This is a genomic window from Malaciobacter halophilus (assembly GCF_002837275.1).
Lineage (GTDB): Bacteria > Campylobacterota > Campylobacteria > Campylobacterales > Arcobacteraceae > Malaciobacter > Malaciobacter halophilus.
Genome location: NZ_NXIF01000010.1, coordinates 26777 through 44690, shown reverse-complemented (window position 1 = coordinate 44690; position 17914 = coordinate 26777). Strand labels below are relative to the sequence as shown.

Here is a 17914-nt window from a genome sequence, read left to right as displayed (position 1 = left end):
AAATAAATAGAGTTTTTTAAACCAGTAATATTATGAGTAATAAGCTTTGATTCATACTCTTTTAGTACTCTATCTGGAAGATTTGCAAAATATATAGCAAGAGGAATTAATATAATAAATGAAATAAAAATAATTATAAAAATAAAATTTTGAGAATCTCTAATACTTGTATTTTGCTCTTTATACTTCATTTTTAAAATGAGTTTTAAATTTTGGTTGTTTATATTGATTTTTGAGACTAAAAAATCTTTGCCTTTTGTTGTGTTATTTTTCAAAATTCTTGTTGCATCTCTTTTTGAAAAGTCATTAAAAACTGTATATTTATCAAAACTATTTGTTCTAATTCCTTTATCAAAAGTTTTATATAAGATAAATCTTCCTTTTTTATCTATTAAAAAAGTATCATATAATCTTGACTCTTTTAATGTTTGTAAGAAATTTTCTAAATTCAAATTGATAATAATATATCCACTATTAGCAACTTTTTTTATAAGTCTTATCGTTACTATTTTTAAAGAAGTTATATTTTTAAACTCTTTATTTAAATCAATATTTGATATAAAAATTTCATTGTTTTTTAAAAGTTTTGCTTGTTTAAAGTAATCACGATGAGACTTATTTTGTAGATTTTCTTTTTTTACACTTTTAATTGTTTTATTTGATAAGTTTCTATTTACTCTAATTTTTTCAAAACCTTGTTTATCTAAATATCTAATTTGAGTAATATCTTCAAAAGTTGCAATATATGAAGAGAATAGAGTTTCTACAAACTCTTTGTTTTTTAAAATATCATTTTTAATTATCTTATTATTTGAAAGAGAATTTAATAAGTTTTTATAGGGTTTGAAATATTCATCTATAAATCTCTTTTTGTAATTAATTGTTTTTTGAAAATTATCATTTGATATTTGATGAATATCACTCTTTTTTATATAGTTAAATGTTACGTAAGTTGCTGCTGTTAGGATTATTCCAAAAAGTATAGTTAAAAAAACAAAAAGTTTTTTATAAGATAAGGCTTTTTTCATATATTTACTTTCTTTTTAAATTATATTATATTGTATAATAGTAACGCTAAAGTATCAAAATAAAATTTATAAGGATTAAAATGAGTGTTTTAGTACAAATGGCTATGTTTCCAACTGACAAGGGTGAAAGTAAGGCAAAAGAGGTTTCAAAGGTAATTGAAGTTATTAAAAATAGTGGATATAACTATCAGTTGACTTCTATGTGCACTATTATAGAAACAGAAAAAATGAGTGAAGCTTTAACTTTGATTGGTAAATGTTATGAAGTTTTAGAAAAAGCAGGGTGTAAAAGAGTCTATTCAACTATTACTTTTGATATTAGACAAAATCATGAAAACAGAATGAAACAAAAAATAAAATCAGTTGAAGAGTTTATAGGAGAAGTTTCAAAATAGCCTAAAATAGGCTTTTTTGAACTCCGATTTTCTCTTCACCTAAATCTTTTAATCTAAAAGAAACTCTATGCTCATTGCTTCGTCCAAACTCTTTGATTTTTTCTATATGAGCTTTTGTTCCATAGCCTTTATGTTTTTCAAAATTATAGTTTGGGAAAGCTTTTGCAATTTCGCACATATATCTATCTCTACTTACTTTTGCTAAGATAGAAGCAGCACTAACTTCAACTACACTTGCATCTGCTTTGATTTTATGTTGTAGTGTAGGAATATTAAAAGAGGTGTTTCCATCCATTAGATATTCACTTGCGTTTACATTTTGCATGATTTCTTGAATTGACTCTTTTATACAAGTGCTTATGCCTTTTGTATCAATATCTTTGGCACTTTTAAAAACTATATGATAATCACTTGATTGTTTTATTTTATCAAAAAGTTCTTCTCTTTTTTTTTCAGTTAATTTTTTAGAGTCATTTAACTCTTTTACTTCTTTTTTCAATACTACACCTGCTACAACAAGAGGTCCAGCAAGGGGTCCACGTCCCGCTTCATCAATTCCACAAAGCATATTTGTCCTTTAATAACAATTCATGTATAATATTATAGTTTAACAAAGCATTAAGGCTACAAAATGAAAAAAATAATACTTTTTTACTTATTTGCGTTGCTGTTATTTTTACTATACTTTTTTTTAAAAGCAATAGTAATAAAGAAAATATAAATATAGGCTTTATCTCTGGTCTTAGTGGCAAATATTCTTCTTTAGGAAATAGTGTACTTAGTGGATTTAAACTTGCTTTTGAAGAGATTGATTATAAAATTGATAATAAATCTATAAATATTATTACAAAAGATGATGGACAAAATAGAATAAAAGCAAGAGAAGCAATAACTCAATTATTAGATAAAAATATTAAAATCATCGTTGGAAATACAACTTCAAGCATGACAAAAGTATCTATTAATGAAGTTAAAGATAAAGATGATGTTTTATTGATTTCTGCGACTGCAAGTAGCCAAGAGTTTGCATATAAAGATGATAATTTTTTACGTACTCAGGTTTCTATTAACACGCAAAAGATTTTAAAATTAGCAAACTATTTAATTCATATGAAAAAAGATAGAATGTCAATCTATTTTGATTCTAAAAATAGCTCGTATGTAAAAGGTGTAATTAGAAATATACAAAACTCTTATGAAAAAAAACAAGCGCAAATTGTTTCTTTGCTTGATATAAGTTCTGGATTTAAAAATATTTTAAATGATGTAAAACAGAATAATCCAAATGTAATATTTATAATTGCAAATGCTTTAGATACTGCAAAACTTGCTCAATATTTAAGACTTAATAATATTGATTCTCAGCTAGCTTCTGCTGCTTGGGCAAAAGAGTTGAAGCTAATTACAGAGGGAGGAAAAGCAGTTGAAGGAATGCTTTTTTCAACTGGATATGATGATAACTCAAATGATAAAAGTTATAAAAATTTTATAAAAAATTATGAAAGTTTATATGGACATGTACCTTCAGTTTTTGCTGCACAGGCTTATGAAACAGCAAAGATATTAATAGAAGCATTAAAAAATAATAGTTCTGCTAAGGATATAAAAAAATATATTCTCTCAAAAAAGTCCTTTAAAGGCTTGCAAGGTAAGATTGTATTTGATAAGTATGGAGATGTAAAAAGAGACTATTTTATAGTAACTATAAAAAATGGTAAATATAAAAAGATAGAGTTATGAAAAGTTTAAAAAATACAATCTCATCTTTTATAATCTTATCAATAGCAACAGTATCTATTTTAGTTGGTGTAATTGCAATGCTTAATTTTTATGATATGAAAATAAATAGTGTTGAACATACACAAAAACAGTTTTTAAAACAAGTGGATTTTGAAGCAATAAAATTAATACAAAAGATTGAATCAGTTGCTTCACATATAGCAAGAAAAAACAATATAACAAATGAAAGTTTAAAAGATATTGTAACTTTAAATAGTGATATTTCTTCGATTTTTGTACTTAATAAAGAGGGTATATTAAAAAAGTTTTATTCCAAACAAGTAGATAATATTTATGTTGGGTTTGATTATTCAAACAAAGACTTTTTTAAAGATATAAAAAATAGCTCATTTTCTTGGTCTAATGTATTTTTATCTTCTGTAAATAATACCCCTTCAATTTCATATAGTTTAAAATATGAAAATAGAGTTATTGTAATAGAGTTAAAATTAGATGAACTTACACAATTTGTTACTAGATTTAAAAATAGTGATGGTACACATATGATTCGAATGGTGGATAAAAATGGAGTTTTTATCTTTAATCCCGATTCTAAAAAGCTTGTTAATCAAAGATTTAATATCAAAAATAGTTTAGTGTATGATGAGCTTATTAAAGATAAAGCAATGTTTAAAATAAGAAGTTTTTATAATATAAAACGTGATGTAAAAAATATTGGAATGTACACTAAAGTTAAAAAAACTGGATGGATTATAATTATTAGAGAAAATCATGAAACTTTAATAAGAAGTTTAGAAAAAATATTGATTTTAATATTTTTGATTATTGTGTTATTTATACTTTTTGCTTTGTATTTTGTGTTTAAGATATTTAATAAAATATTTTTTGAATTAGACTACTTACAACAAAGAGCAAAAGATATTTCAAATGGTGATTATACAAAAACATTAAAACAATCAAAATTTAAAGAAGTTAGTGGTTTAATAAATAGCTTTGATAAAATGAAAAAGCAAATAAAAAAAAGAGAAAAAAATTTAAAAGCTTCAAGGGATAGTTTTGAATATCTACTTAACTCTACAATGGAAGCAATTGTTTTACATGATACTAAAAAAATATATGATGTAAATGATGTAACACTAAAACTTTTGAAAATAAAAAATAAAGAGGATATTTTAGGAAAGTCACCTTTTGTTTATATAAGTGATAGTTCTTATGAAAAGGTTGCTAAGAATTTTCAAAAAAATACAACACCTTATGAACTGGAATTAAAAGATACTAAAGGAGAGACTTTTACTGCATTAGGACAAGGGAAGTTTATTGTTTTAAATCAAAAAAGATTAAAAATTAGTTGCTTTATTGATATTACTGAATTAAAAAATAAAGATAAACTTATATCCCAACAAGCAAAAATGGTATCTATGGGAGAGATGATAGGTAATATTGCTCATCAATGGAGACAGCCTTTAAGTTCTATTAGTACAGCTGCAAGTGGATTGAAAGTAGAAAAAGAGCTTGAGATTTTAGATGATGAGAGTTTAGAAAATGCTTTAAATATGATTATAAAAAATACACAATATTTATCAAAAACAATTGATGATTTTAGAAATTTTTTTAAAGTGGATAAACAGATTGAAATAATTGATGTAAATGATGTAATGAAAAAGGCATTAAAATTATTAGAATCAAGTTTTAAAGACCATGGAATTGAAGTTGTTATGAATTTTAGTAAAAATATGACTATAAATGGTTTTTCAAATGAATTGGCTCAAGCTTTTATAAATATTATAAATAATTCAAAAGATGCATTAAAATTAAATAATATAGAAAGAAAGTTAATTGTTATTGATACTTATATTTCAAAAAATAGTGTTGTAATTATCATTAAAGATAATGCAGGAGGTATTTCTAAAGAGGTTAAGCCAAAGATTTTTGAACCATATTTTACTACAAAACATCAAACTCAAGGAACAGGGATAGGTTTATATATGACCCATCAAATAATAGTTGACCATATGAATGGAAATATCCAAGTAGAAAATGTAAAATTTAAGTATGAAAAAATAGAGTATAAAGGGTGTGAATTTAAAATTTCTTTTGATTATATTGAAAATACTTGACATTAATACACTCAACTTGCTATAATTATTTAGCAATTAAAGCAAAGGAGTGCTAAAAATGAAAAAGATATTTGAACAAATAACAAATCAAGTTGCTGAAACAATTGATTCAGCAGTATCATTAAGTTTACATAATAAAAATCAAGAAGTAGATGTAATACATTTTTTATGGGCATTAATAACAAATACAAATTCAGTATTAAACCAATTATTAAATAAAATGAATATTGATAAAGCAGCAATAGAGCTAGAGATTAAATCTGCTACTACAAAATTACCAGCTGTGTCAAATGTATCAAAAGAGAATATAAAATTATCAAGAAACTTTATGAGTTCACTTGAAAAAGCTCATGGATTAATGAACTCAAACGGGGATAAATTTATTGCTGTTGATACATGGCTTATTGCTAATTTTGATGATAAACAAATAAAAGATATTTTAGGAAAATATGTAAATCTTTTAGATGCAAAAAAAGAGCTTGAAGCTATAAGAGCAGGAGCAAAAATAGATAGTGCAACATCAGATGAAACTTTAGAGAGTTTAGAAAAATTTGGAACAGATTTAAATAAAAAAGCTATTGATGGAGAACTAGACCCAGTTATTGGAAGAGATGAACAAATAAATAGAATGATGCAAATTCTAATTAGAAAGACTAAAAATAATCCAGTATTACTAGGAGAACCAGGAACTGGTAAAACAGCAATTGCAGAAGGTTTAGCTCAAAAAATTGTAAATAAAGATGTTCCTACAAGTTTATTAAATAAAAGAGTTGTTGCTCTTGATATGAGTGCTTTAATAGCAGGAGCAAAGTATAGAGGAGAGTTTGAAGATAGATTAAAAGCTGTTATAGATGAGGTGAAAAAAGCAGGAAATGTAATACTGTTTATTGATGAGATTCATACTATTATTGGTGCAGGTGCTAGTGAAGGAAGTATGGATGCAGCTAATATATTAAAGCCAAGTTTAGCAAGAGGTGAATTGCATACTATTGGAGCAACTACACTTAAAGAGTATAGAAAATATTTTGAAAAAGATGCAGCTATGCAAAGAAGATTTCAACCTGTAAAAGTTGATGAACCTAATGTAAATGAAGCTTTGCAAATATTAAGAGGTATTAAACAAAGATTAGAAACACATCATAATGTAACAATAAATGATTCTGCACTTGTTGCAGCAGCAAAATTAAGTGATAGATATATTACAGATAGATTTTTGCCAGATAAAGCGATTGATTTAATTGATGAAGCAGCAGCAGAATTAAAAATGCAGATTGAATCAGAACCATATGCTCTTTCAGCTATTAAAAGAGAGATTGAGTCTTTAAATGTTGAAAAAGAAGCATTAAAAATGGAGAAAACAAAGAAAAATAAACAAAGACTAGAAGAGATTGAAAAAGAGTTAGCAAATAAAGATGAAGAGAAAAGAGGATTAGAATCAAGGTTTGAAAATGAAAAGCAAACATTTAATGCTACTTCAACTTTAAAAGCTAAAATTGATGAGTTTAGAACAAAAGCAAGTATTGCAAAAAGAGAATCAAGATTTGAAGAAGCGGCATCAATTGAGTATGGAGAGATACCAGCTTTAGAAAAACAAATAAAAGAGAATGAGCTTAAATGGGAAAAAATGCAAGAAGAGGGAACTTTACTTAGAAACTCTGTTGATGAGGAGTCAATTGCAAGTATTGTTTCAAGATGGACAGGTATTCCTGTAAATAAGATGATGGATTCTGAAAAACAAAGAGTTTTAAAAGTAGAGTCTGTATTAAAAGAAGATGTTATAGGTCAAGATGATGCTATAAAAGCTATAAGTAGAGCAATTAAAAGAAATAAAGCAGGATTAAGTGAGGCAAATAGACCAATTGGTTCTTTTATGTTTTTAGGACCAACAGGTGTAGGTAAAACACAAAGTGCGAAAACATTGGCAAAATTTTTATTTGATGATGAAAGATCACTTATTCGATTTGATATGAGTGAATATATGGAAAAACACGCTGTTTCAAGATTAATAGGTGCAGCTCCTGGTTATGTAGGATATGATGAAGGGGGACAGTTAACTGAGGCAGTTAGAAGAAAACCATATAGTGTAATTTTATTTGATGAAATAGAAAAAGCACATCCAGATGTATTTAATATACTATTACAAGTATTAGATGATGGAAGGCTAACAGACAATAAAGGTGTAACAGTTGATTTTAAAAATACAATTATTATTTTAACTTCAAATATTGGAAGTTCAAAAATTATTGAAATTTCTGATAAAGACAGTAGAAGAAAAGAGGTTTTAAATGAGTTAAAAGTAAACTTTAAACCAGAGTTTTTAAATAGACTTGATGATATTATTATTTTCGAACAATTAGCATTAGAATCTATTACAAGTATTGTAGAGATTTTATTTAATAATATTAGAAAAAAATTAGAAGAAAAAGATATTACAATTACACTTTCACAAAGTGCAAAAGAGTTTATCGCAAAAGCAGGTTTTGATCCAGTATATGGTGCAAGACCATTAAAAAGAGCAATTTATGAAATTGTTGAAGATAGATTAGCAGATATGATTTTAGAAGAACAAATATCTGAAGGAAGTAGTGTAGATTTTGATTGCATAGATGAAAAAATTGTAGTTGAAGTAAAATAATTATATAGTTTCTCCTTCTAAATAGTAATTTTTGTGCTATAATCTTAGAAGGAGAACTATTTTATGATTAAAAATGAAAATAGAATTTTAAAGATTATAAAATTTGCACCCACCATATTTATTCTTACTTTATGTATAATTATTAATTTTTATTTATTTTATGAAAAGAAAAATACTTTAGAAACAGAAAAACAGCAGATAAAACAAAGATATATTAATACTAACAAAGAGCTTGTAAGAAATGAAGTTCAAGAAATTCTTCACTACATTAAAATCAAACAAAAAAATACAGAAATAGAGTTAAAAACTGTTTTAAAAAAGAGGGTATTAAATGCCCATCAAATTGCATTGAATGTATATAACTTAAATAAACACAAAAGTAAAGAAGAGATTATAAAAAGCATAAAATCTGTATTAAAAGGTATTAAGTATGGAAATGATGGATACTTTTTTATATATGATTTAAATGGTATAAATATTTTCCATGGCAACAATAAAAAACTAGAAGGGAAAAACCTTTTAAATTATAAAGACTCTAAAGGTAATGAAATTTCAAAAGATTTAAATACTATTTTTAAAACAAAAAAAGAGACTTTTTATTCATGGTATTGGCCCAAACAAGATTCAAAAGAGTATAAAAAAATAGGATATTTTAAAAAAATTGAACCTTTGGATATATATGTAGGTTCTGGTAAGTTTGTTTATGATTATGAAAACAGTATAAAAAATAGAATCTTAGAGTATTTAAATGATGTACAGTACAGACGTTATGGATATATATTTGTTTTAGATAGTCAAGGAAGATATTTAACTTATCATAATAAAGAGTTTTTAGGTAAAAAAATTTCAAAACTTGCTTTTATTGAAAATATTGATGATTCTTTTGAAAAGATGAAAACCTTAGCTAATAAAGGTGGCTTTTTGACATATTTACATAGTGATAAGCCTAAGACTATACAAAAAGAAGTAAGAAAAATAAGTTATGTAAAAGGTTTTAAACCTTGGAATTGGATTATTGGAACAGGCTTTTATATGGATGATTTTTACAAAGAGTTAAATAAAAAAGAGCAAATTTTAGAAGAAAAATATGAAGAAGAGATTCATACACTATATAAAATAACTATTATTTCTACAATTATTCTTTTAATTGTTTCTTTATATATTTCTAAAATAATAGAGAGAATATTTTTAAAATATAAAACAAAAATTGAGTATCAACTTGAAAATAGTAGAAAAAAAGACAATTTAATTGCATATCAGTCAAAAATGGCAAGTATGGGAGAGATGATTGGCAATATTGCCCATCAATGGAGACAGCCTTTAAGTTCTATTAGTACAGCAGCAACTGGAATAAAGATGCAAAAAGAGCTTGGAGTATTAACAGATAAGTATGAAATTAAAAGTTTAGATGCAATAAATAATAGTGTACAGTATTTATCAAAAACTATTGATGATTTTAGGAATTTTTTTAAAAATAATAAAACAAAAACAGAATTTAGTATTGAAGAAAGCTTTGATAAGACATTAAAACTTGTTTCTGCCCAATATAAGAATAAAGATATTGAAATAGTAAATGAAATTGAAGATTATAAAATATACTCTTTACAAAATGAATTGGTACAAGTTTTAATCAACATACTTAACAATGCTCGTGATGAATTAATAAAACAAGATTTTAGAAGATTAATTTTTATAAAAACAAAAAAATTTGAAAATAAGGCAATTATTATTATAAAAGATAATGCAAATGGCATTGATGAAGAAATAAAACAGAAAATTTTTGAGCCATATTTTACTACAAAATCTAAGCAAAATGGTACGGGAATAGGGCTTTATATGAGTAAAGAGATAGTTTGTAAACATCTTAAAGGAACACTAGAAGTTACTAATGAAGAGTATGAGTATGAAGGTCAAAATTATAAGGGAGCATGTTTTAAAATTACTCTTCCAATAGATTAAAACAACTTTAAACTAAAGTTACTTTAAGCTGTATTTAACTATAATCCGCAACTTAATTAGTCAATAAGAGGAAAGCTAAAGATGAAAAGAACATATCAACCACATAATACTCCTAGAAAGAGAACACATGGTTTTAGAGTTAGAATGGCTACTAAAAACGGTAGAAGAATTATTAAAGCAAGAAGAGCTAAAGGTAGAAAAAGATTAGCTGTTTAAGCAAAAAACACCGAATTAATAGTTCAAGCGATTTTAACAAAATATATAAAAGCGACAAAAAATGGCATACCCATTCATTTGTCGCTTTTTTTTCGCCTACAAAAGATTTAAAAGTAGCTTTTGTTGCTTCTAAAAAAGTAGGTAATGCTGTACAAAGGAATAGAGCTAAGCGAAGACTTAGAGGAATGTTTGTTTCTTTTGAAAAGAGTGTAGCTACTGGAAGCTATATTTTTGTTGCTAAACAAAAGATTTTTGAAAGAGACCCAAAAGAGCTAAGAAGAGATTTTAACTTTGCTCTTAAAAGATTAGAACTTCTAAAATGAAAAGTATCGCAAAATATATAATAAGATTTTATCAAAAATATTTATCGGTTTTTTCATATGGAAGTTGTAGATATTACCCAACTTGTTCACAATATGCTATCTGGCAGTTTGAAAATAATACATTTTTTAAGGCTATTTATTTTACAATAACACGAATATTAAAATGTAATCAACTTTTTGAAGGTGGATTTGATTATCCTGTTGTAAAGTTGATAAAACATAATAATATAAATTATAAGAAAATTAAAATCAAATATTGGTACATACCTGTAAATAATAATAGATATTTGGTAGTTAAAAATAGGGAGTGGAATAACAATAATGATGAATAACATGAATCAGAATAATAGTGGTATGCAAAAAAGAATGTTAATTATGACATTAGTAGTTTTTGTATTTTTTATTGCATATGAGTTTTTGGTATTAAAGCCACAAAAAGAAGCTAAGCAAGCTCAAATAAAACAAGAACAAACACAAAAAGCAAATAGTGCTCCTTCTGTAGAACAGCAAAATAGCATGTCAAATAGTGTAACTGCTTCAGCTGAAGAGAATTCAAAATCAGTTGATGCTTTATCTTCAAAAGCAATTGCATCTAAAAATATTATTACAACAGTAAAAACTAGACATAATACTTTTGAAATTGATAATTTAGGAAGAATTGCACAAGTTACTTTAGAAGATAGACAATACATAGATGAAAATAAAGAGCAAATTAAGCTTTTTGAAGCTAATCAGTTAAGACCTTTAGAAGTTAGATTTGCAGATGCAAATATCAATGATGAAGCATTTAAAGTAAGTGTAGTTGCAAGCAAAAGTTTAGTTGATGCAAAAAGTGAAGTTCAAGAGTTAGTATTAACACAAAAACTTTCAAATACTACATTAACAAAAACATTTAAATTTTATCCAGATGGACACTATGATTTAGAAGTTAAAACAACTAATGCAAAGAAATTTTTTATTACAAATGGATTTAGACCAAATGTTTTAGCTGATATGTATGCAGACCATGGTATGTATGTAAAACAAAATGATGGTACTATGGAATTAATCGAAGATGGAGATTTAGATAAAACTAAAAACTATACTGGGATTAAATTTGTATCAAATTTTGATAGATATTATGCAACAGTAATTTATAATTTTAATAAATCATTAGCAATTACTGTAATGCCTGATAGTGAAAGTAATCCTCAACCTTTTATTCATGGTAATGATAAAATTGTATTTAGCGGTTATGTAGGACCAAAAGAGTTTAAAACTTTAAAAGCTTTAAATCCTGAATTAACTGATGTAATTGAGTATGGATGGTTTACTTTTATTGCAAAACCTATGTTTATTCTTTTACAATATATTCATAATATAATTGGAAACTGGGGATGGACAATTGTTATTGTTACAATTTTAATTAAACTTGTATTGTATCCTTTATCATACAAAGGTATGGTATCAATGCAAAAATTAAAAGATTTAGCTCCTAAAATCAAAGAGATTCAAGAAAAGTACAAAGATGACAAACAAAAAGCATCTATGCATATGATGGAACTTTATAAGAAACATGGTGCAAATCCTATGGGTGGTTGTTTACCAATTATCTTACAAATTCCAGTATTTTTTGCAATCTATAGAGTACTTTTAAATGCAATTGAGTTAAAAGGTGCAGAATGGATTTTCTGGATTAATGATTTAGCTGAAATGGATCCATATTTTGTATTACCAATTTTAATGGGTGCTTCAATGTGGTTACAACAAAGAATTACACCAAATACTATGCAAGATGAAATGCAAAGAAAGATTTTCCAAATGTTGCCAGTTGTGTTTACATTCTTCTTCTTATGGTTCCCAGCAGGTTTAACACTTTACTGGTTTGTTAACAACGTATTTACAATAGCTCAACAATATACAATTAATAAAATGTTCGAAAAGAAAAGAGCTATAAAAAAATAGGATTTATTATGAAAAAGTTTGAAGCAAAGAGTTTAGAAGAGGCATATGAATTAGCAAAAAATGAATTCAATTGTTCAATTACAAATCTAGAGATAGAGATTGACCAACAACCAAGGAAAGGCTTTCTTGGTTTTGGTCGTAAAAGTGCTATTATTAGGGTTGTTGAAAAAAACTCTAGAAGAACTTATGATAGAAAAGTTAAAGAGCATAGATTTAGAAAAAAAGATATTAAAATTGAAGATGTATCTAAAAAAATCGAAGACTCTAATAAAACTACTACAAAAAAAACTCCTGAAAAACAATCTTTAAAAGAAGTTCCATCTGTTGATTCAAAAGAGAAAATTTTTGATAATTTTTATGATTCAGATGAAAACAAACATCATCTTTCTCAAGTTATTGTAAAAAAAGACCAACAAGAGGTTTTAGATGAAGTTAAAATGGGAATTGACTCACTATTTTCAAATACATGTTATGATATTGATGATATTAAAGTTGAATTTTATGATGAAGAAACACTATATGTAGAGTTTACAGGTGAAGATTCAGCACTTTTAATTGGAAAAGAAGGATATAGATATAAAGCCTTATCATATATTCTTTTTAATTGGATAAATGAAAAATATGGATTAATGCTAAGACTTGAAGTTGCAGAGTTTTTGAAAAATCAAGAAGAAGCAATTCATACTTATTTAGAGCCTGCTATTGAGACAATCAAGCAAAAAGGTAGTTTTAAAACTAAACCTTTAGATGGGATTTTAGTACATATTGCATTGAAAAGATTAAGAGATGAATTTCCTAATAAATATGTTGCAGTAAAAACAAATGTTAGAGGGGATAGATATGTACTTGTTAATGAATATAGAAGTAAAGAGCAATAAAATTGTTTGATGATAATACAATTGTAGCTATTGCTACAGCCAATGGTATTGGTTCAATCTCAATAGTTAGAGTTAGTGGTAAGGATGCCTTACCCATAGCTCTAAAAATCTCAAAAAGAACAACTTTAACTCCAAGAGTAGCAACACTTTCAACTTTATATTCTAATAGTGGTGAAGCAATAGATGAAGGTTTATTAATATATTTTAAAGCACCTTTTTCTTTTACTGGTGAAGATATAGTTGAGTTTCAATGTCATGGTGGTATAGCTATTGCAAATATGATTTTAGATGAAGTACTACATTATGGTGCAAGAATGGCAAATCCAGGTGAGTTTTCAAAAAGAGCTTTTTTAAATGGCAAAATTGACTTATCTAAAGCAGAAGCAATCTCTAAAATAATTGAAGCAAGAAGTGAAGATGCAGTTAAACTTTTAGCTAAGCAGTTAAAGGGTGAATTAACAAATTTTGTAGAAGATATAAGAGAAGATTTACTTTTTATGCTAGCTTATACTGAAGTAAGTATTGATTATGCTGAAGAGGATTTACCTGAAGATATTTTTGAAAAAATTGAAGATAAATTAGAAAAAATAAAAGATAAATTAGAAAATACTCTTGATGCCAGTAAAAGAAGAGAAGGAATGATAGAGGGCTTTAAAGTCGCTATTATTGGTAAACCAAATGTTGGAAAATCATCTTTATTAAATAAATTATTAAATTTTGATAGAGCAATTATCTCTGATATAGCAGGTACAACAAGAGATACAATAGAAGAGTCTGTTAAAATTGGAAGTCATATTATTAAAATAGTCGATACAGCTGGAATTAGAGATGAAACTTCAGATGTTATTGAAAAAATAGGTATTGAAAAATCAATTGAAGCTATTAATGAAGCAGATATTGTAGTTGCTTTATTTGATAATAGTAAAAATTGTGATAATGAAGATAAAAAAATATTATCTTTGATAAATGAAGCATCAAATAAACATATATTAAAGGTTTTAAATAAAAGTGATTTGCCAAATGTTTTTGATATTTCAATACTTGAAAAAGATTTTATAAATTTAAGTACAAAAGAGTCTATTAATCCAGTTGTTACTAAAATTGAGAAAATTTTAGATAATAATACCCATAGTGATGAGATGACTCTTATTTCAAAAAGGCAAGTTAACAGTGTATCTCAAACACTTTATCATATAAATGAAGCAACAATGCCTCTTCAAACGGGAGAATTAGAGTTTTTTGCTCATCATATTACAGAGGCTTTACATAATATTTCTAATATTACTAGACCATATGAAAATGATGAGATGCTTGATGTAATGTTTGGTGAGTTTTGTTTAGGTAAATAGAAGTATTACTTCTATTTATCTGTTTTAAAAACTTTTATTAGTTTAGCATTATGTTTTCCTATATCAATCCATGAATTACAATCAAAATCTATTCTTAAAACATATCCCATATCAAACTCTTCTTTATATCCACAGTATGTTAAAGCTAGTGCTGCAAGTGAAGGATTATGACCTATTAAAAGCATAGAATCAACATAGTCATATGTATAAGTAATAGTTTCATGTAGTTCATTTAAAAATGCTTGATATATTACTTCATTGTACATAATTGATTTGTCATAATGAAATGCTTCTGAAATAATTTGTGCTGTTTGTTTTGCTCTTAATGCAGGGCTTGCTGCAATTAAATCAAATTGTACTTTATTTTGTGATAATTTTTTAGCCATATTTTTTATATCTAAAATACCTTGAGCTGTTAGTTCTATATCAAAGTCGTCTTTATTTGAAAGTAGCTCTTTTTGTCCATGTCGCATTAAGTATAGTGTTTTCATCTTTATTACCTATATTATTAAATTTTATTCATATTTTTTTGGGTATTCAAATGATATTAATTTAGAGTTTTTACTGCTTATATCTTGCCATAAGTCACAAGAGAATTCTATCTCTAAAATACCACAAGTTGGAATATTTTCATCAAAGTCTAAAACCTCCTGTGCAAAAAGGTTAAGGCTAGGATTGTGTCCAATTAAAAAAACTATTTTATTTTTGTCATCTAAATATTTTAGTGTATCAAGTATATCATTTAATGATGCTTCATATAAATCTTCATAATAATCAATTTTATGTTTATCATAATTGACTTCTTTTGCTATTATTTCAGCTGTTTTTCTTGTTCTATATGAAGGTGATGCAACTATAATATCTGGGTTTACTCCTAATTGATGAAGTAAATTACCCATAAATGGAGCATTTCTTTTTCCTCTTTTATTTAAAGGTCTATCAAAATCTTCTAAGGTAAGATTTTTCCAAGATGATTTTGCATGTCTTATTAAGTATAGTTTTTTCAAAATATCTCCTAGAAGTAATAAATTTATGGAATAAATTTAAATTGTTTATTAAACTTGATAAATTATAATATAATACTCTATATGAAATTAAGTTAAAGGAAGCAGTAATGGAACAAATAAAAACTGTATTTTTTCTAGCATTATTATCTGTGCTGTTTGTATTTATAGGATACTATTTTGGTGGGCCTAATGGAATGTTAATTGCATTTTTACTGGCTGCGGGAATGAACTTTTATGCTTATTATTATTCTGATAAACATGTTTTATCTTCATATAATGCTGTTGAAATAACTAATAGAAGACATTTGATTTATCAAATAACACAAAAATTAGCATATAAAGCAAATTTACCAATGCCAAAAGTATATATAATACCAGATGATATGCCAAATGCATTTGCAACAGGAAGAAATCATCAACATGCAGCAGTTGCAGTAACTCAAGGACTTATGGATTTGCTAAATGAAAAAGAGATTGAAGGTGTAATTGCCCATGAGCTATCACATGTAAGACATTATGATATATTAATAGGAACTATTGCAGCTGTTTTTGCGGGTGCAATTGCTATGATTGCTAATATGATGCAGTTTTCAGCGATGTTTGGTGGAAATGATAGACAAAATTCAAATCCTTTAGTAATGATAATTTTAGCAATTGTATTGCCTTTAGCAGCAGCTATTATACAAATGACTGTAAGTAGAAGTAGAGAGTATTTAGCAGATGAAGGTGCTGCAAAATTAGTAGGTGATGCAAGTGGTTTACAAAGTGCATTAAGTAAACTTGAAAATTATGCAAAAAGGGGTGAGATTCATAATGCAACAGAACAGACTGCACATATGTTTATAATAAATCCTTTTAGTGGAAAAGATGTTAAATTTTCTGAACTTTTTAGAACTCATCCTACAACGGAAGATAGAATAGCAAGGCTAGAAGAGTTAAAATCACAACTTTAAGTAGAGACCTTGCCTCTACTGAAATATATCTACTAGATTTTCTAGTTGAACTTCCTCTTTTAATATAGGATAAATACCTTTTGCAATTAGTGAGATTTTTAAATCATAATCTATATCTTTTATCATAAAATAGTTTACACCATAATCATGTAAAATATCCGGAAGAACATTACAAGTTGCTTCTTCTTCATTTTGATACATTGGGTTTTTTATACAGCTTTGTGATTTTAGCTTATAGTCTTTTATAAATACTATCCAAATATATTCTGCTTCAGCTTCTGCATAATCAAGTTCATCTTGTTTGTGAGAGCAAAGGGCAATGTGAAATTCATTTTTAACTTCATGAACTTTGATATTATTTCCTGTGATTAAAGCAAGAGAAATCTTCTTTCTTGCACTTTTTATTATTCTTGCAAAAGTAGCTCTTGAAACATTCATTTTTTTAGCAGCATCTTCTTGATACATACAAAATGAGTCCATTAAGTGAATTGCTTCTAGCTCTTCATGAAGTAGTACTACATCCTCTTTTGCTTCGGTATCTTTGGGCCCGAAATATTTACATACTGGTTTTAAATTTAATTTTCTTTCTAATTTTTCTCTAGGCATTTCTCTCCTTAAATTTAACGAATAATAGATTTTAGCATAATTTTGTTAAAAATTTAAAAAAATACTTGACATATGACTTAACTCAAAAGTAATAATTTTATGAAGTGAATATAAATTTCATATAAACTAAGTGAACCCGCTCTCTCAAATTAATTCTTAGTTGAACTTAATTTTAGAGTTAAGTATGAAGAATATATATTAACAAATATAATTAGATTGACCGTTTTGTTTAGTTGTCTAGCCTAACATACAAAATAACACTCCTCTCTTGGGTCAATCGAGATTATAACACCATTATTTTTGTAAAAACTTTTTAGATAAATATAAACAAGTATTAAGTTTTTACAAAAATCCTTTTATAAAATTATCATACTTAAAGGTACAAAATGAGAATTGTATTTCCTACCGTTGAAAATCTAAGTTACATGTCAGAAGTTGCAAGCAGTGTTAAAGATGCAAACTATTTTACTGTTTTAAATTTAAGTGGACAAACTATTAGTTCAGTTGAAATGTTAGAGAATAGAAATGAGGATATTGTTAAATTATTTAAAAAGAATAGTTTTAATGCTTTAGTTACAGCAGATACTACTGGTTTACCTGTTGAAGACTTGAAAAAAGTTGGAGTTTCTATATTTAAAGAAAAAAATAGAAAAAAAGTATTAGCTTTATATAGTGATTTTGTTCAAGATAAATTAACAAAAATATAAAAGTACCCCTTGACCAAAGAGGTACTTTTGAAATTATATATAAAAAAGATAAATTGA

At 26.2% G+C, this 17914-nt stretch carries 18 protein-coding genes; 13 read left to right on the top strand and 5 right to left on the bottom strand.

The annotated features are described in order from the left end of the window. Positions 1–1028: cache domain-containing protein (locus CP960_RS03115; protein ID WP_133121128.1), on the bottom strand; the 1028-nt coding region annotated here is incomplete at its 3' end. Between the two features lie 80 nt (positions 1029–1108). On the opposite strand from CP960_RS03115, the gene CP960_RS03110 reads away from it, so the two are divergent. Next, positions 1109–1423, top strand: a complete 315-nt coding sequence (locus CP960_RS03110) for an MTH1187 family thiamine-binding protein (RefSeq protein WP_101183776.1) — start codon at positions 1109–1111, stop codon at positions 1421–1423. 1 nt (position 1424) lies between these two features. Here the strand turns inward: CP960_RS03110 and CP960_RS03105 are convergent, their stop codons facing one another. Beyond that, a complete protein-coding gene (locus CP960_RS03105; RefSeq protein ID WP_101183775.1) occupies positions 1425–1991 on the bottom strand; it encodes a ribonuclease HII in 567 nt (188 codons plus the stop codon). 89 nt (positions 1992–2080) lie between these two features. Between CP960_RS03105 and CP960_RS03095 the strand changes: the two genes are divergently transcribed. The 10 genes from CP960_RS03095 (at position 2081) to mnmE (ending at position 14584) form a co-directional block, all read left to right on the top strand. Beyond that, positions 2081–3163 (top strand): ABC transporter substrate-binding protein, encoded by a 1083-nt coding sequence (locus CP960_RS03095; RefSeq protein ID WP_101183773.1) that lies wholly within the window; start codon positions 2081–2083, stop codon positions 3161–3163. Next, complete coding sequence (locus tag CP960_RS03090) at positions 3160–5280, top strand: sensor histidine kinase (protein WP_101183772.1); 2121 nt, start codon at positions 3160–3162, stop codon at positions 5278–5280. Before CP960_RS03095 ends, CP960_RS03090 begins: the two co-directional genes overlap by 4 nt. Before the next feature lie 58 nt (positions 5281–5338). Next, positions 5339–7915 carry an ATP-dependent Clp protease ATP-binding subunit gene (locus CP960_RS03085; RefSeq protein ID WP_101183771.1) on the top strand — a complete coding sequence of 859 codons (2577 nt, stop codon included), beginning with the start codon at positions 5339–5341 and terminating at the stop codon, positions 7913–7915. Positions 7916–7978: 63 nt separating this feature from the next. Beyond that, positions 7979–9874 (top strand): sensor histidine kinase, encoded by a 1896-nt coding sequence (locus CP960_RS03080; RefSeq protein ID WP_101183770.1) that lies wholly within the window; start codon positions 7979–7981, stop codon positions 9872–9874. Positions 9875–9955: 81 nt separating this feature from the next. Next, a complete protein-coding gene (gene rpmH, locus CP960_RS03075; protein ID WP_099309985.1) occupies positions 9956–10090 on the top strand; it encodes a 50S ribosomal protein L34 in 135 nt (44 codons plus the stop codon). Continuing rightward, on the top strand, positions 10078–10413 hold the full coding sequence (gene rnpA, locus CP960_RS03070) for a ribonuclease P protein component (RefSeq protein WP_101183769.1): 336 nt from the start codon (positions 10078–10080) through the stop codon (positions 10411–10413). The genes rpmH and rnpA overlap by 13 nt, the downstream gene beginning before the upstream one ends. Then, positions 10410–10745: a membrane protein insertion efficiency factor YidD gene (gene yidD, locus CP960_RS03065; RefSeq protein WP_101183768.1), complete on the top strand. Its 336-nt coding sequence runs from the start codon at positions 10410–10412 to the stop codon at positions 10743–10745. Before rnpA ends, yidD begins: the two co-directional genes overlap by 4 nt. Then, positions 10738–12357 (top strand): membrane protein insertase YidC, encoded by a 1620-nt coding sequence (gene yidC, locus CP960_RS03060; protein WP_101183777.1) that lies wholly within the window; start codon positions 10738–10740, stop codon positions 12355–12357. Before yidD ends, yidC begins: the two co-directional genes overlap by 8 nt. Before the next feature lie 8 nt (positions 12358–12365). Further along, positions 12366–13235: a Jag N-terminal domain-containing protein gene (locus tag CP960_RS03055; protein WP_101183767.1), complete on the top strand. Its 870-nt coding sequence runs from the start codon at positions 12366–12368 to the stop codon at positions 13233–13235. A gap of 2 nt (positions 13236–13237) precedes the next feature. Beyond that, a complete protein-coding gene (mnmE, locus tag CP960_RS03050; protein WP_101183766.1) occupies positions 13238–14584 on the top strand; it encodes a tRNA uridine-5-carboxymethylaminomethyl(34) synthesis GTPase MnmE in 1347 nt (448 codons plus the stop codon). 11 nt (positions 14585–14595) lie between these two features. Here the strand turns inward: mnmE and CP960_RS03045 are convergent, their stop codons facing one another. Together CP960_RS03045 and CP960_RS03040 are read right to left on the bottom strand one after the other, a co-directional pair. Continuing rightward, on the bottom strand, positions 14596–15075 hold the full coding sequence (locus tag CP960_RS03045; protein WP_101183765.1) for a SixA phosphatase family protein: 480 nt from the start codon (positions 15073–15075) through the stop codon (positions 14596–14598). A 24-nt stretch (positions 15076–15099) separates the two neighbouring features. Further along, positions 15100–15591 carry a SixA phosphatase family protein gene (locus CP960_RS03040; RefSeq protein WP_101183764.1) on the bottom strand — a complete coding sequence of 164 codons (492 nt, stop codon included), beginning with the start codon at positions 15589–15591 and terminating at the stop codon, positions 15100–15102. Between the two features lie 107 nt (positions 15592–15698). Here CP960_RS03040 and htpX point away from each other — a divergent pair, with 107 nt between their 5' ends. Then, positions 15699–16544 (top strand): zinc metalloprotease HtpX, encoded by an 846-nt coding sequence (gene htpX, locus CP960_RS03035; protein WP_101183763.1) that lies wholly within the window; start codon positions 15699–15701, stop codon positions 16542–16544. A gap of 15 nt (positions 16545–16559) precedes the next feature. Here the strand turns inward: htpX and CP960_RS03030 are convergent, their stop codons facing one another. Continuing rightward, positions 16560–17150 carry a DUF134 domain-containing protein gene (locus tag CP960_RS03030; RefSeq protein WP_101183762.1) on the bottom strand — a complete coding sequence of 197 codons (591 nt, stop codon included), beginning with the start codon at positions 17148–17150 and terminating at the stop codon, positions 16560–16562. Positions 17151–17536: 386 nt separating this feature from the next. Between CP960_RS03030 and CP960_RS03025 the strand changes: the two genes are divergently transcribed. Further along, positions 17537–17857: a hypothetical protein gene (locus CP960_RS03025; protein ID WP_101183761.1), complete on the top strand. Its 321-nt coding sequence runs from the start codon at positions 17537–17539 to the stop codon at positions 17855–17857. Positions 17858–17914 lie beyond the last annotated feature (57 nt).

Coding starts and splice junctions, on each gene's coding strand:
- CP960_RS03110 (WP_101183776.1), top strand. CDS start 1,109: ATGAGTGTTTTAGTACAAATGGCTATGTTTCCAACTGACAAGGGTGAA.
- CP960_RS03105 (WP_101183775.1), bottom strand. CDS start 1,991: ATGCTTTGTGGAATTGATGAAGCGGGACGTGGACCCCTTGCTGGACCT.
- CP960_RS03090 (WP_101183772.1), top strand. CDS start 3,160: ATGAAAAGTTTAAAAAATACAATCTCATCTTTTATAATCTTATCAATA.
- CP960_RS03085 (WP_101183771.1), top strand. CDS start 5,339: ATGAAAAAGATATTTGAACAAATAACAAATCAAGTTGCTGAAACAATT.
- CP960_RS03080 (WP_101183770.1), top strand. CDS start 7,979: ATGATTAAAAATGAAAATAGAATTTTAAAGATTATAAAATTTGCACCC.
- rpmH (WP_099309985.1), top strand. CDS start 9,956: ATGAAAAGAACATATCAACCACATAATACTCCTAGAAAGAGAACACAT.
- yidD (WP_101183768.1), top strand. CDS start 10,410: ATGAAAAGTATCGCAAAATATATAATAAGATTTTATCAAAAATATTTA.
- yidC (WP_101183777.1), top strand. CDS start 10,738: ATGAATAACATGAATCAGAATAATAGTGGTATGCAAAAAAGAATGTTA.
- CP960_RS03055 (WP_101183767.1), top strand. CDS start 12,366: ATGAAAAAGTTTGAAGCAAAGAGTTTAGAAGAGGCATATGAATTAGCA.
- CP960_RS03045 (WP_101183765.1), bottom strand. CDS start 15,075: ATGAAAACACTATACTTAATGCGACATGGACAAAAAGAGCTACTTTCA.
- htpX (WP_101183763.1), top strand. CDS start 15,699: ATGGAACAAATAAAAACTGTATTTTTTCTAGCATTATTATCTGTGCTG.
- CP960_RS03030 (WP_101183762.1), bottom strand. CDS start 17,150: ATGCCTAGAGAAAAATTAGAAAGAAAATTAAATTTAAAACCAGTATGT.
- CP960_RS03025 (WP_101183761.1), top strand. CDS start 17,537: ATGAGAATTGTATTTCCTACCGTTGAAAATCTAAGTTACATGTCAGAA.